General features: G+C 66.8%; 12 protein-coding genes. 6 read left to right on the forward strand and 6 right to left on the reverse strand.

Features of this window, described 5'->3' with window-relative positions:
- Positions 1-865 precede the first annotated feature (865 nt).
- The 4 genes from C5B97_RS09590 to C5B97_RS09605 form a co-directional block, all read right to left on the reverse strand.
- Positions 866-2,470: a cytochrome bc complex cytochrome b subunit gene (locus C5B97_RS09590; protein WP_104311861.1), complete on the reverse strand. Its 1,605-nt coding sequence runs from the start codon at positions 2,468-2,470 to the stop codon at positions 866-868.
- Positions 2,454-3,533, reverse strand: coding sequence for a ubiquinol-cytochrome c reductase iron-sulfur subunit (locus C5B97_RS09595; protein WP_104311862.1), 1,080 nt, complete (start codon positions 3,531-3,533; stop codon positions 2,454-2,456). Before C5B97_RS09595 ends, C5B97_RS09590 begins: the two co-directional genes overlap by 17 nt.
- 72 nt (positions 3,534-3,605) lie before the next feature.
- Positions 3,606-4,439: a c-type cytochrome gene (locus C5B97_RS09600; protein WP_104252851.1), complete on the reverse strand. Its 834-nt coding sequence runs from the start codon at positions 4,437-4,439 to the stop codon at positions 3,606-3,608.
- Between the two features lie 22 nt (positions 4,440-4,461).
- The gene (locus tag C5B97_RS09605) at positions 4,462-5,094 is read right to left on the reverse strand and encodes a heme-copper oxidase subunit III (protein ID WP_211890514.1); all 633 of its coding nucleotides are present in this window, start codon (positions 5,092-5,094) and stop codon (positions 4,462-4,464) included.
- 106 nt (positions 5,095-5,200) lie between these two features.
- Between C5B97_RS09605 and trpD the strand changes: the two genes are divergently transcribed.
- Positions 5,201-6,259, forward strand: a complete 1,059-nt coding sequence (gene trpD / locus C5B97_RS09610) for an anthranilate phosphoribosyltransferase (protein WP_104311864.1) — start codon at positions 5,201-5,203, stop codon at positions 6,257-6,259.
- A gap of 87 nt (positions 6,260-6,346) precedes the next feature.
- Here trpD and glpK read toward each other — a convergent pair whose 3' ends face one another.
- Together glpK and C5B97_RS09620 are read right to left on the reverse strand one after the other, a co-directional pair.
- Positions 6,347-7,861 (reverse strand): glycerol kinase GlpK, encoded by a 1,515-nt coding sequence (gene glpK / locus C5B97_RS09615; RefSeq protein WP_104311865.1) that lies wholly within the window; start codon positions 7,859-7,861, stop codon positions 6,347-6,349.
- Positions 7,862-8,015: 154 nt separating this feature from the next.
- Positions 8,016-8,801, reverse strand: a complete 786-nt coding sequence (locus C5B97_RS09620; protein WP_104311866.1) for an MIP/aquaporin family protein — start codon at positions 8,799-8,801, stop codon at positions 8,016-8,018.
- Positions 8,802-8,990: 189 nt separating this feature from the next.
- Here C5B97_RS09620 and dhaK point away from each other — a divergent pair, with 189 nt between their 5' ends.
- The 5 genes from dhaK (at position 8,991) to C5B97_RS09645 (ending at position 13,505) form a co-directional block, all read left to right on the forward strand.
- On the forward strand, positions 8,991-9,992 hold the full coding sequence (gene dhaK, locus C5B97_RS09625; protein WP_104312564.1) for a dihydroxyacetone kinase subunit DhaK: 1,002 nt from the start codon (positions 8,991-8,993) through the stop codon (positions 9,990-9,992).
- Between the two features lie 3 nt (positions 9,993-9,995).
- Positions 9,996-10,628, forward strand: a complete 633-nt coding sequence (gene dhaL, locus C5B97_RS09630; protein ID WP_104311867.1) for a dihydroxyacetone kinase subunit DhaL — start codon at positions 9,996-9,998, stop codon at positions 10,626-10,628.
- Complete coding sequence (dhaM, locus tag C5B97_RS09635; RefSeq protein ID WP_104311868.1) at positions 10,625-11,338, forward strand: dihydroxyacetone kinase phosphoryl donor subunit DhaM; 714 nt, start codon at positions 10,625-10,627, stop codon at positions 11,336-11,338. The genes dhaL and dhaM overlap by 4 nt, the downstream gene beginning before the upstream one ends.
- A gap of 133 nt (positions 11,339-11,471) precedes the next feature.
- Positions 11,472-11,939, forward strand: coding sequence for an NfeD family protein (locus tag C5B97_RS09640; protein WP_104311869.1), 468 nt, complete (start codon positions 11,472-11,474; stop codon positions 11,937-11,939).
- 87 nt (positions 11,940-12,026) lie between these two features.
- The gene (locus tag C5B97_RS09645) at positions 12,027-13,505 is read left to right on the forward strand and encodes a flotillin family protein (RefSeq protein WP_104311870.1); all 1,479 of its coding nucleotides are present in this window, start codon (positions 12,027-12,029) and stop codon (positions 13,503-13,505) included.
- The last annotated feature ends 56 nt before the right edge of the window (positions 13,506-13,561 follow it).

Below are 13,561 nucleotides of genomic sequence, written 5' to 3' on the forward strand. Positions count from 1 at the left end.
GACTTGGACCCCACGTGCGCGTGCACGGCGTCTGCCCGGCCCATATCCGGTCATCGGCGGGACAGGCACGTGCGGCTGGGTTGTCCGCGACCTGAGGCACGAGGAAGAGGAGACGGGAACTCATCGTCCGAGGGGGCGCAGACTTCGCGCAATGGGACCATGAGCGCGTCTCGGCCTGGTGGAGCGGTGCAGACGAGCGGGTGCGCGCGAACCCTCGCTGCTGATGATGCGGAGTCCTGAACCCCGTCGACGTTGCACGAAGAACGTCGAATCCCCGCCCTCGAGGGGCCGAGCGCTGGGCCACGGGGCGAGGACGAACAGCGTCCCGCCCGTGATGATGCAGAGACTGCGGCTGCGGTGCCTCCTACGGCCGGTCAACACGAGTGATGGGGGAGCCCGGGTGCTAGAGATCCAGTCCGCAACTGGTGTGCGCGCATCGATGACACGCACCGGCTCGAATCGGGGAGCAGTTGCAGCTCTCCTTCGTGCGGAGAGGCGACCACAGGTGGCCCCTGGAACGCCGAGCCTGCGTCCACGGTCGTTTCCTACCCCCAAAGGCGGCGGGGCTCTGGGACTGCTCGGTCGACAACATTTGGCCATGCTGCTTCTGCGCCCTGCGCCCCGGGGCGCCCGCAGCAGGCCGGCTCCGTGCTGACCTCGACCTCGGCCACGTCGGGGCGGACGCTGAAGCCGACAGTGACGCCGACGGCCAAGCAAGTATCGCTCGCCTCCATCCACGAGGCAAGCTGCTCCATCCTGGCTCGAGCTTCGAGCTCAGACGAGAATGGGGCTGCCAGACCGCATGTGTGCGGATCTGACAGCCCCATTTGCAGCCCAGGAGGCTGCCACAGGAGTTGGCTACGACCTAGTGGTGGCCGTGGTGTGCCTGCTCGAGCTCGCCCTTGGCGACCGGCTCGACACGGTCCTCGAAGAACCATCGGGACAGGGCGGCACGCACGCGCATAGGCGCCGTGATCTTGCCATCCGAATTCGGACGGAGCATGATCGGAGCCTGCTCGTTGTAGGAGACCAGCTCCCAGCGGTCGTACTTGTCCAGAGGAACCTCAACCTCGACGAACTCACCGTGCGGGAGGCGAAGGACACGACCCGACTCCACGCCGTGGAGCGCGAGCGAACGGTCACGCTTCTGCAGGCCGATGCAGATTCGCTTCGTGGCGATGTACGCGATGATCGGGCCGAGGATGAGCATCACCTGGAGGAAGTGGATGACATGTTCCATCGCGAGATGGAAGTGCGTCGCCATGAGGTCCGAGCTTGCCGCTGCCCACATGACCGCGTAGAACGTGACACCGGCAGCACCGATGGCGGTACGGGTCGGAGCGTTGCGCGGACGGTCAAGCAGGTGGTGCTCGCGCTTGTCGCCCGTGATCCAGGCCTCGATGAAGGGGTACACGACGACCAGCACGATGAAGATGCCGATGACGATCAGCGGTGTCAGGATCGCGAACGACCACGTGTGGTTGAACCAGTACACCTCCCAGCCCGGTGGGATGAGGCGGAGCATTCCGTCGGCGAAGCCGATGTACCAGTCAGGCTGGGTTCCAGCGGACACGGGGGACGGGTCGTACGGGCCGTAGTTCCAGACCGGGTTGATCGAGAAGAACGACGCGATCAGGAAGATGAGGCCGAAGATGAGGAAGAAGAATCCTCCGGCCTTGCCGGCGAAGACCGGCAGGACCGGGTTTCCGACGACATTGCCGTTCGTACGGCCGGGTCCAGGCCACTGGGTGTGCTTGTTGATCACCATGAGGGCAAGGTGCAGCGCGATGAACAGGATGACCATCGCGGGCAGGATCATGATGTGCAAGGAGTACAGGCGGCCGACGATCTCGGTGCCGGGGAACTCGCCGCCGAAGAACAGGAACGAGACCCACGTTCCGACGAGCGGGATGCCCTTCATGATGCCGTCGATGATGCGCAGGCCGTTGCCGGAGAGCAGATCGTCGGGGAGCGAATAGCCCGTGAAGCCCTCAGCCATCGCGAGGATGAAGAGCACGAAGCCGACGACCCAGTTGAGCTCGCGCGGCTTGCGGAACGCGCCCGTGAAGAAGACGCGCAGCATGTGCAGGCCGATGGAGGCCACGAACAGCAGGGCCGCCCAGTGGTGCACCTGGCGCATGAGGAGGCCGCCGCGGATGTCGAACGAGATGTCGAGCGTGGATGCCATCGCGGCCGACATGCCCATGCCCTTGAGGGGCAGGTAGGAGCCTTCGTATTCGACGTGCGCCATCGACGGGTCGAAGAAGAACGTCAGGAACGTGCCGGAAAGCAGGATGACGACGAAGCTGTAGAGCGCGATCTCACCGAGCATGAAAGACCAGTGGTCCGGGAAGATCTTGCGGCCGAACTCCTTGACCGCGCCCGAGATCGTGGTGCGCTCGTCGAGGTAGTTGGCGGCGCCAGCGATGAAGCCGCCTTCGCGGACCGGAGCTTTATACGTTGTAGTCATGGCGTCGCTCCCAGAAGCTCGGTCCGACAGGTTCGGTGAAGTCGCTCTGCGCGATCAGGTAGCCCTCGTCGTCGACGGCGATCGGCAGCTGCGGGAGCGGACGACCAGCGGGTCCGAAGATGACCTCGCAGTGGTTCTTGACGTCGAACTGCGACTGGTGGCAGGGGCAGAGCAGGTGGTGCGTCTGCTGCTCGTACAGAGCGACAGGGCAGCCGACGTGCGTGCAGACCTTGGAGTAGGCGACGATGCCGTCGTACGACCACCCCGCTCGGTCTTCGCGCTCGTTGAGCTGGTCTGCGGGGAGACGCATCAGCAGGACGACGGCCTTGGCCTTCTCCTCGAGCAGGTGGTGCTCGAGGTCGATGAGGCCGTCCGGGATCACGTGGAACGCGGAGCCGTACGTGACGTCAGCTGCGCGGATCGGCGTGCCCGTAGGGTCGCGGACAAGGCGCGTCCCTTCTTCCCACATGGTGTGCGAGAGGGATTCGACCGGGTCCGGGTTGTTTCCGTTGTAGAGGTCGCGGAAGAGGACGATGCCGGGAAGCGGCATCGCGACGAGCGCACCGATGAGCGAGTTGCGGAACAGCTTGCGGCGGCTGAAGCCGGATTCCTCGTTGGCCTGCGCGAAGATCTCGACGGCGCGCGAGCGTGTAGCGGGCGAACCCTTGCCGGGGTGGCGTGCTTCGGCCATCTCGTGGTCGGCCATGAGGTACTTCGACCAGGCGACCGTGCCGATTCCGATGGCGAGCATGGCGAGGGCGATGCCGATGCCGAGGAACATGTTGTTCGCCCGCACCGTGGAGATGTCCTCGCGGCTGATCGGCCACACGAAGTAGGCGACGACAGCGAAGATGCTGGCGAGCGCCGAAAAGACGAAGAGCGCGACGAGGATGCGCTCGGTGCGCTTCGCCTGTGCGGGGTCTACGTCGGTGATCCGGTCGCGGTGCGCCGGCATGCCAGGGTTCTCGAAGCCGTCCTTGGGAAGGATCGCGGTCCCGATGTGAGGCGCCCGCTCCGACGAAGGAGCAGTGCGAAGCTCTCCGCCGTGTTCGCCATCAGCCATGGTGATCCCTTTCTGGGTGTGTCTGTTCAGCTGCAGTATGTCTTGGGTGCCTGTGCCAGGTCTCAGCCAGCACTAGTTCGGTCGAGTGGCGATCCAGACCGCCATGGCGACGCCGGCACCGATCCCGAAGATCCAGATGAAGAGGCCTTCGGAGACGGGTCCGAGCGATCCGAGGCTGTTGCCGCCGATCGTGCCCGTGACCTCGGTCTGCCAGCGGATGGCCGTGATGATGTCGGCCTTGTCCTGGGGGGTGAGGTTCGCGTCGTTGAAGACGGGCATGTTCTGCGGGCCGGTGATCATGGCCTCGTAGAGGTGCACCGGCTCGACGGTCATGAGCTCGGGAGCGAACTTGCCCTCGGTCAGGGCGCCGCCAGCGCCGGCCACGTTGTGGCACATCGCGCAGTTGATGCGGAAGAGCTCGGCGCCGCGTGCCGCGTCGCCGTCGGCCTGCAGGTACTGCTCGTCCGGGACAGCGGGGCCGGGAGCCAGCGATGCCACGTAGTCCGCGAGGTCGCTGATGCCCTGCTCGTCGAACTGGACGGGCTTCGCGGGCGCCTGGGCGGCGTTCGCCTGCATCGGCATGCGGCCGGTTCCGACCTGGAAGTCGACGGCGGCTGCTCCGACGCCGATGAGGCTCGGACCGTTCTCCGTACCGGCGGCGTTCATGCCATGGCAGGTCGCGCAGTTCGCGCCGAAGAGCGCAGCACCGTTCTCGATGTCGCTCGCCGCGGCGGGGGCGGCACCTTGTGCTGCGGCCGCCGTCGTCGCGGAGTCGATCGCGGTGTACGCGCCTCCGGTGAGGAGGAGGCCGGCTCCGAGGAGTGCGGCGGTGGCGAGAGGGGTGCGGCGGCGTGCCGTCTTGCGGGTCGCCGTCTTCGCAGTCCGTGGCTTGGTGGTTCGGAACATTTGGGTGTTCTCCAGGATCGGGCTACGAGAAGTAGGGCAGCAGGTAGATGACGAAGAAGAGTGCAACCCAGACCACGTCGACGAAGTGCCAGTAGTAGGAGATGCCCAGTGCGCTGCTGACCTCGCGGGTGCCCATGCGCCTGGCCGAGTACATGCGGCCGATGACGAGGAGGAACGTGACGAGTCCGCCGGTCACGTGCAGGCCGTGGAAGCCGGTCGTCATGTAGAAGGCGCTCGTGTACGCGTTGAGGTTGAGGACGTAGCCCTCGCTCACGAGCGTGGCGTACTCCCAGACCTGGCCCGCGACGAAGATGCCGCCGAGAAGGACCGTGAGGTAGAACCATTCGATGGCGCCCCAGTGCTTGGGGCTCTTGCCGGTCGCACGCGCCTGCTCGCGCTCCGCCGCGAACGTGCCGAACTGGCACGTGAACGACGAGCTCACGAGGATGAGCGTGTTGATGGTCGCGAAGGGGACGTTCAGCACGCTGTGGCCTTCGGCGAACTGCTCCGGCGCCATTGAGCGCAGTGTGAAGAAGATCGCGAAGAGCCCAGCGAAGAACATCACTTCGCTACCGAGCCAAACGATGACGCCGATGGCAGTCGTATTGGGGCGATGGACCGTGTGCACGGCCTGAGCGGAGGTTGCAGCAGTCACCTGACCATTATGACCGATTTCCCAGGCTCCCGAGACAAGGCGGGCCCGACCGGCGGGTCGCGTCCGATTAGGTGTGCCTGGGTGGTGGACGACTATCGTTTCCTGCATGACTTCGACCGAGACCTGGCCCGGACTGCTCGAGAAGCTGCTTGGCGGTGAGGACCTGAGCGTCGCGCAGGCGACGTGGGCGATGCGCCAGGTGATGGCGGGCGAGGTGAGCGAGGCTCGGCTCGCGGCGTTCCTCGTGGCGCTCCGTGCGAAGGGGGAGACGGTCGAGGAGGTCGTCGGCTTCCGGGACGCGATCCTCGAGCACGCGGTGCCGCTCGATGTGCCGCCGATGGCGCTCGACATCGTCGGCACCGGCGGTGACATGGTCGGAACCGTCAACGTGTCGACCATGTCGTCGATGGTCTGCGCTGGGGCCGGGGTGCCGGTCGTCAAGCACGGCGGCGGTGCGTCCAGCGCGAAGTCGGGCTCCAGCGACGTCCTCTCGGCGCTCGGCGCCGTGCACACGGCCGATCCGGTGCGCGTGAAGCGGATCTTCGAGGAGGTCGGCCTGACGTTCGTGTACGCGGCGCAGTTCCATCCGGGCTTCGGGCACGCGCGGAAGGTGCGCGGCGAGCTCGGCGTCCCCACCGTGTTCAACCTGCTCGGCCCGCTCACCAACCCAGCACGACCGGAGGCTTCGGCGGTCGGCGTGGCACGCCAGGCGGCGATCCCCCTCATCACCGGCGTGTTCCGCACGCGCGGTGCGACGGCACTCGTCTTCCGAGGAGACGACGGGCTCGACGAGTTGAGCGTCACGGGATACAGCCACATCTGGGAGGTCTCGAACGGCGCGATCACGGAGCACGACCTTCATCCGCGCGACGTCGGCCTCGGCACGTACGACATGCAGGATCTCCTCGGAGGCCTGCCAGAGGAGAACGCCGCCATCGCCCGCGACGTTCTGTCCGGGAAGCGACACGGTGCCGTCCGCGACATCGTGCTGCTCAACGCCGCCGCTGGCCTCGTCGCCTACGACCTCGCGCAGAATCCCGAGGCCGCCGAGCGGCCCCTCCGCGAGCGGCTGTCAGCCAGGATCGTGGATGCAGCGGCGAGCATCGACAGCGGGCGGGCGATCGAGACCCTCGACGCCTGGGTCGCCGCGACACGCGCCGCCTGACCCCGACGCAGCTCAGACCACGGAGAGCGGCCGAGGCCCTCAGCAGGTGCTGCTGAGGGCCTCGACGTGTTCTCTGCGTTTCCCGGACTACGAGACGTCGTCGTCGACCCAGTCAAGCGTCTTCGAGACGGCCTTCTTCCAGTTGCGGTAGAGGCGCTCGCGCTCCTCTTCCGGCATCTGCGGGGTCCAGCGCTTGTCCTCCTGCCAGTTGGCGGACACCTCGTCGAGGTCCTTCCAGAACCCGACTGCGAGGCCGGCCGCGTAGGCGGCGCCGAGCGCGGTTGTCTCCGTGACCACGGGGCGAACGACATCGGTGTTGAGGATGTCGGCCTGGAACTGCATGAGCGTGTCGTTGGCGACCATGCCGCCGTCGACCTTGAGCTCGGCGAGGGGCACGCCTGAGTCAGCGTTCGACGCCTCGAGGACGTCGCGCGTCTGGTACGCCGTGGATTCCAGCGCTGCACGCGCGATGTGGTTCTTGTTGACGAAGCGCGTCAGACCGACGATGGCGCCTCGTGCATCAGGTCGCCAGTACGGCGCGAAGAGGCCCGAGAACGCGGGGACGATGTACGTGCCGCCGTTGTCCTCGACCTTGCTCGCCAGCTCTTCGATCTCCGGTGCGGAGTTGATGAGACCCAGGTTGTCGCGGAGCCACTGGACCAGCGAGCCGGTCACGGCGATCGAGCCCTCGAGCGCGTAGACGGGAGCCGCGTCGCCGAGCTTGTAGCAGAGCGTCGTGAGGAGCCCGTTCTCGGACTTCACGATCTTCTCGCCGGTGTTGTAGATGAGGAAGGACCCGGTGCCGTAGGTGTTCTTGGCCTCGCCGGACGTGAAGGCTGTCTGCCCGAACGTCGCCGCCTGCTGGTCGCCGAGGATGCCGGAGATCGGGACTTCGCGGAGGAGCGACTGCGTGCTCGCGTGTCCGTAGACCTCGGACGAGGACTTGATCTCGGGGAGCATCGACGCTGGAACACCGAAGGCGTCCAGGATCGACTGGTCCCAGGCCAGCGTCTCGAGGTCCATGAAGAGCGTTCGGGAGGCGTTCGTGACGTCGGTGACGTGCACGCCCCCATTCACCCCGCCCGTCAGGTTCCAGAGCACCCAGCTGTCGGTCGTGCCGAAGATGAGGTCGCCTGCCTCGGCTCGCTCGCGCGCTCCGTCGACGTTCTCGAGGATCCAGACGATCTTGGTGCCGGAGAAGTAGGTGGCGAGGGGCAGGCCCACGGTGTCCTTGAACCGCTCGACGCCGCCGTCGGCCGCCAGGCGGTCCACGATGGCCTGGGTGCGCGTGTCCTGCCAGACGATCGCGTTGTAGACCGGCTCGCCGGTGGTCTTGTCCCAGACCACGGCCGTCTCGCGCTGGTTGGTGATGCCGATCGTGGCGATGTCGTGCCTGGTGATGTTCGCCTTCGAGAGCGCCTGGCCGATGACCTCTCGCGTGTTGTTCCAGATCTCCTTCGGGTCGTGCTCGACCCAGCCGGCCTGCGGGAAGATCTGCTCGTGTTCGAGCTGCCCCGTGGACACGATCGACCCTGAGTGGTCGAAGACGATGGCTCGAGAGGAGGTGGTGCCCTGGTCGATGGCGATGACGTACTTGCTCACGGAATGACTCCCTTGTCAGAGATGGTGATGTGCCAGTGGTGGTGACAGCGATGCCGACCTGGCGCGAGCATCGCGGGTGGTGTCATGCAGACAGTTTCGGGGCCGGATCTGTGAGGAGTCCGGCCCCGAAGACGTGGTGGTGTGCTCGCGGGTGCTAGGCGGCGACGCCTGGCAGGATCGCGGTGCCGACGAGGCCCGCGAGGATGCCGCCGATGATCGGTCCGACGATGGGGACCCACGAGTAGCTCCAGTCGCTGCCACCCTTGCCCTTGATGGGGAGGAAGGCGTGCGCGAGGCGGGGCCCGAGGTCACGTGCTGGGTTGATGGCGTATCCGGTCGGGCCACCGAGGCTCGCGCCGATGGAGACCACGACGATCGCGACGGCGAGCGGCGCGAGGTTGCCGAGGCTCGTCGAATCGGGTGCGGTCGATCCGAGGTCGCTGCCGAGGATCCCGGGGAAGTTCGTGAAGGCGATGACCGCGAGGACGAGGACGAACGTCGCGATGATCTCGGTCACGGTGTTCCAGCCGAGGCTGCGCTTCGCCGGGCCGGTGGCGAAGACCGCGAGCTTGGAGGCCGGGTCGGGTTCGTCGTCGAAGTGCAGCTTGTAGGCGAGCCACACGATGACGGCTCCGAGGATGGCACCGATCAGCTGGGCGAGAATGCGCAGCCCGATCTCTCCTCCGTCGATCGGGTCGCCGTTCACGAGGGCGTTGGCCGCGAGGCCCAGCGTCACTGCTGGGTTGAGCTGGCCGCCGGAGGCCGCAGACGAGAGCACGCCGATGAAGACGGCGAAGCCCCAGCCGAAGTTGATGAGGAGCCAGCCGCCGCCGTTGCCCTTCGTGCCTTTGAGGACGACGTTGGCGACGACACCGCAACCGAGGAGGACGAGCACTGCGGTGCCCACCAGCTCGGCCAAGAAGATCGATCCTAGATCCACGGGATTGCCTTTCTGGGAAGTTCGATACGGGGCGAGCCCGTGCCGCGATTGAGCGGTGCCTCACCCTAGGCACAGCGCGAACTAATACGCGCGTGTTACGAGGGAATTTCCCCGAATCGTGACAAGTCGGCGGCACTAGGCTGGGCCTGGTTGCAATGCTGCCGCCAATATCTCGTCGAGAGGATGATCGTGAAAAAGCTGATCAACGATCCGAAGGACGTTGTCAAAGAAGCGCTGGAAGGCATGGCGCTCGCACACGCCGACATTCTCCGGGTCGCTCCGGAGCCGGCGTTCCTCGTGCGCAACGACGCGCCGGTGGCCGGCAAGGTCGGCATCGTGTCCGGTGGCGGTTCTGGTCACGAGCCGATGCACGGAGGCCTGGTCGGGTACGGGATGCTCGACGCGGCAGTTCCTGGGCCCGTGTTCACCTCCCCGACGCCTGACCCCATCCTGGAGGCGACGAAGGCGGTCGATGCAGGCCGCGGGGTGCTCCACATCGTCAAGAACTACACGGGTGACGTCCTCAACTTCGAGACCGCATCCGACCTCGCGCTCGCCGAGGACATCGAGGTGCGCAGCGTCATCGTCGACGACGACGTGGCCGTCAAGGACTCGCTGTACACGGCGGGGCGTCGAGGCGTGGCAGGCACGGTGCTCGTGGAGAAGATCGCGGGTGCCTCGGCCGAGCGCGGCGACGACCTCGACACCGTCGCGGGCCTCGCGGAGCGCGTGAACGCGCAGACGCGATCGATGGGCGTCGCCCTGACGGCGTGCACGGTTCCGCACGCGGGGGAGCCGAGCTTCGACCTCGCTGAGGATGAGATCGAGATCGGCATCGGCATTCACGGGGAACCCGGGCGCGCGCGAATCGGGATCGAGCCTGCGGATGCGATTGTCGATCGCCTCTTGGCCCCGATTCTCGAGGACCTCCCTTTTGCATCCGGCGACAATGTTCTTCTCTTTGTGAACGGAATGGGGGGCACGCCGGAAATCGAGCTCTACATCGTGTTCCGGAGGGCGGCGGCGGTACTCGCAGAGCACGGGATCTCCGTGACTCGTCACCTCGTCGGGAACTTCACGACCTCGCTGGAGATGCAGGGATGCTCGATCACCGTGCTGAGACTCGACGACGAATTGACCGAATTATGGGATGCGCCCGTCCACACGGCGGCGCTCCGGTGGGGAAGGTAGGACATGGCACTCGACGGAAACTGGGCTCGCACATGGGTGGAGCTCTCCGCGGCCTCTATGGCCGAACATCGGACTGAGCTGATCCACCTCGACAGGAACATCGGTGACGGCGATCACGGCGAGAACATGGACCGAGGATTCCAGGCGGCTCTCGGGAAGCTGTCGACGCTCGAGGACGGCGCGACGCCGGCGGATGTGCTGAAGCTGCTCGCGACGACCCTCATCTCGACCGTCGGCGGTGCTGCGGGGCCGCTGTACGGGACAGCTTTCCTCAAGGGCGCGGTTGCCCTCAAGGGCAAGGCGGAACTCGACCCGGCTGACGTCGCGGCGTTCGTGGAGGCGGCGAGCGCCGGACTCCAGCAGCGCGGCAAGGCGCAGCCAGGCGACAAGACGATGGTGGACGCATGGTCCCCGGCCGCGTCCGCGGCGCAGAAAGCCTCGGACGCAGGCGAGGATGCCGTCTCGGTGCTGCGCGCCGCGGCGTTCGCCGCCGTCGAAGGCGCCGCGGCCACGGAGCCGCTCGTCGCGAGGAAGGGGCGGGCGAGCTACCTGGGCGAGCGGAGTGCGGGGCACCGCGACCCTGGAGCGCAGTCGACGGCCTACCTCCTCGGGGCCGCGGTCGAGGCCGCCTCGTGACAGTCGGCATCGTCGTCGTCTCTCACTCGGCCCGCATCGCTGATGGGCTCGTCGAGCTGGCCGGCCAGATGGCCGCTGACGTGGCGATCATCGCCGCCGGCGGCACGGAGGACGGTCGCGTCGGCACGAGCTTCGAGCTGATCGAGAGCGCCTTGGCACAGGCACGGTCCGGCGACGGAGTCGCGGTCTTCACCGACCTCGGTTCGGCCGTCATGACCGCCGAGACGGTCCTCGAGATGCTCGACGACGATGCCGACGAGGTCCGGCTCGTGGACGCGCCACTGGTCGAGGGCACGGTCGCGGCCGCCGTCGCTGCGGCGGGCGGTGCCTCTCTCGACGAGGTCGTCGCTGCTGGAGAGTCCGCTTGGCTGCGCCCAGCTGAGCAGTCGACCGGCCTCGGCGAGGGCGCTTCGCATGAGGTCGCCGCGGATTCAGCGTCGGATGCCACGGTGCCCGACGCGAGCGCTCGCGTCACGATCGTCAACGAGCAGGGGCTCCACGCGAGGCCGGCGGCGCAGCTCGCGGCGGCGGCGGCGAGATTCGAGGCGAAGATCACGATCGGCGGGGCCGACGCGGACAGCCTCCTGCGCATCATCTCGCTCGGGGCATCACACGGTCAGGAGATCGAGGTCGCCGCGACCGGCAGGGACGCGGACCAGGCCGTGCGAGAACTCGCCGAGCTCATCAGCTCCGGTTTCGGCGAAGCCTGAGGAACAAGCAACCACAGCACGCGGCACCGGCGCCGAGGAAAAGTCCCCGCGCGTCGGTGTCCGCGCCTTCGGTAGAATCAATGCCAGGCGGGGGCACACCCCGCCACACGCGGCCACCAGGGAGCTCACCGTCATGACCGTCTTCATCATCATCGGAGCGATCGGCCTCGGACTTCTCGTCTTCTCGATGTTCTTCGGAGAGATCCTCGACGTGGATGCCGGTGGACTGCTCTCGGTACCTGGCCTCGCGGTCGCCCTCGTCGTCTTCGGCGCCTCCGGGGCGATCACGGACAGCATGGGACTCCCGCAGTTCTGGGCCTACATCGTCGCGATCGTGATCGGTCTGATCGCCTACGTCGGATCTGCCCTCCTCGTGCGCAACCTCTCGAAGAGCAGCGACGGCGTGCCGCGCGACGTGACCGGGGATACCGGAACGGCGATGTCCCGCATCACGAACGCCAGCGGCGAAGTCGCGCTCGACGGCTCCCACGAGATCGAACGACGCCTCGCCTTCGCCGACGGGGACATTGAGCAGGGAACGCGCATCCGCGTCGTGCAGCACCTCGGCTCGCGCGTCAAAGTCGAACGCGAATCGAACTAAGCCCTGTCGCGCTCACCGGACGAGGCGGCAGGCGCGGCGCGACCACAGCATGACCAACCACGACCTCCACGACAGGAAATCGACCATATGGACTTGATAACTGCCAACGTCTCCGTGATCGGCGTCATCGCGATCATCATCGCGCTGCTCGCCCTCGGTGTCTTCATCGCATCCCGCATCCGCCGCGTCCCACCGAACGAGGCCCTCATCATCGTCGGCCGCGGCGCCGGGCAGAAGGCCCAGAGCGACATGACGGGACAGCGCGTCGTGATCGGCGGCCGCACGTTCGTCTGGCCGATTCTGCAGCAGGGCTTCGCGCTCTCGCTCGAGCAGCGCCAGATCGGCATCCAGGTCGAGGGTGTCGACAAGAACCGCATCAAGATCGCCATCAAGGCGTCCATCAACTTCAAGGTGTCCGGCACCGAGGAAGGCGTGCGCCGCGCGGCCCAGCGATTCCTGGACCAGCAGGAAGCGCTCACCGACATCATCCGCGAGTCGCTCGAGGGCTCGCTTCGTTCCATCGTCGGAGACATGACGATCGAGCAGATCATCTCCGACCGCAAGAGCCTCTCCGACCGCGTCGTGTCCGAGACGAAGGCCGACCTCATCGAGCAGGGTCTGCAGGTCGACCTCCTCAACATCTCCGACATCTCCACGCCCGGCAGCGACTACCTGCAGAACCTCGGGCGTTCCGAGTCCGCTCGCGCCCGTCAGGTCGCGGAGGTCAGCGAGGCCGAAGCGGCCCGCGTGTCCGAGTTCGCGAAGATCGAGGCATCTGAGCGCATCGCAGAGCGTGAGAAGGAACTCCGTCTCCGTCAGGCCTCCATCAAGGCCGAGACCGACCGCGCAAACGCGGAAGCCGAGGCCGCTGGCCAGTTCGCACGGGCCGAGCAGGACCGCCTCGTCGCACAGCAGGAGCGCGAAGCGCTCATCGAGCAGGCGCTCGTGACGCAGGAGCGGCTCGACATCGAGATCCGCAAGCCTGCCGAAGCGGACGCCTACGCGAAGGTCCAGCAGGCAAACGCCATCCGCGACACCGAGAACGCGGCCACCGACGCCGAGGTCTACAAGCGCACCCGCACGGCAGAGGCCAACAAGGTGGCCGCCGTCCAGGACGCTGAAGCAGCGGCCGCCGCCGTCCGATACTCCGGTGAGGCCGACCGTGACCGCCAGATCGCGCTCGCAGCCGGTATTCGTGCAGAGGGTGACGCTCGCGCCGCCGCGATCCAGGCTGAGGGTCTTGCAGAGGCCGCAGCTACGGACGCCAAGGCTCAGGCTCTGCAAAAGTACGGCGAAGCCGCCATCGCGCAGGAGATCATCTCGCGCCTGCCGGAGATCGTCCGCGCCGCGGCCGACCCGATCAGCAACATCGAGAAGCTCACCGTCATCTCCACCGACGGTGCAAGCGCCGTCACGAAGACGGTCGGGTCCGTTCTCGGCGAGGGCACCGAGGTGCTCAAGACCCTCACGGGCATCGACCTGCAGCAGCTGGTCGGCTCGTTCGCCAAGGACGGTGGCCTCGCCCCCTCCGCTCCGAAGACGGGTGACACCACGCCGAACATCTGACCGAGAGTCGCGACATCTCGTTCCGTGCACTGAGACGGGGCGGCCCCACCAGGGGT

Source organism: Pseudoclavibacter sp. RFBB5 (genome assembly GCF_002931555.1).
Lineage (GTDB): Bacteria > Actinomycetota > Actinomycetes > Actinomycetales > Microbacteriaceae > Pseudoclavibacter.

Coding starts and splice junctions, on each gene's coding strand:
- C5B97_RS09590 (WP_104311861.1), bottom strand. CDS start 2,470: ATGACTACAACGTATAAAGCTCCGGTCCGCGAAGGCGGCTTCATCGCT.
- C5B97_RS09595 (WP_104311862.1), bottom strand. CDS start 3,533: ATGGCTGATGGCGAACACGGCGGAGAGCTTCGCACTGCTCCTTCGTCG.
- C5B97_RS09600 (WP_104252851.1), bottom strand. CDS start 4,439: ATGTTCCGAACCACCAAGCCACGGACTGCGAAGACGGCGACCCGCAAG.
- trpD (WP_104311864.1), top strand. CDS start 5,201: ATGACTTCGACCGAGACCTGGCCCGGACTGCTCGAGAAGCTGCTTGGC.
- dhaL (WP_104311867.1), top strand. CDS start 9,996: ATGGCACTCGACGGAAACTGGGCTCGCACATGGGTGGAGCTCTCCGCG.
- C5B97_RS09640 (WP_104311869.1), top strand. CDS start 11,472: ATGACCGTCTTCATCATCATCGGAGCGATCGGCCTCGGACTTCTCGTC.
- C5B97_RS09645 (WP_104311870.1), top strand. CDS start 12,027: ATGGACTTGATAACTGCCAACGTCTCCGTGATCGGCGTCATCGCGATC.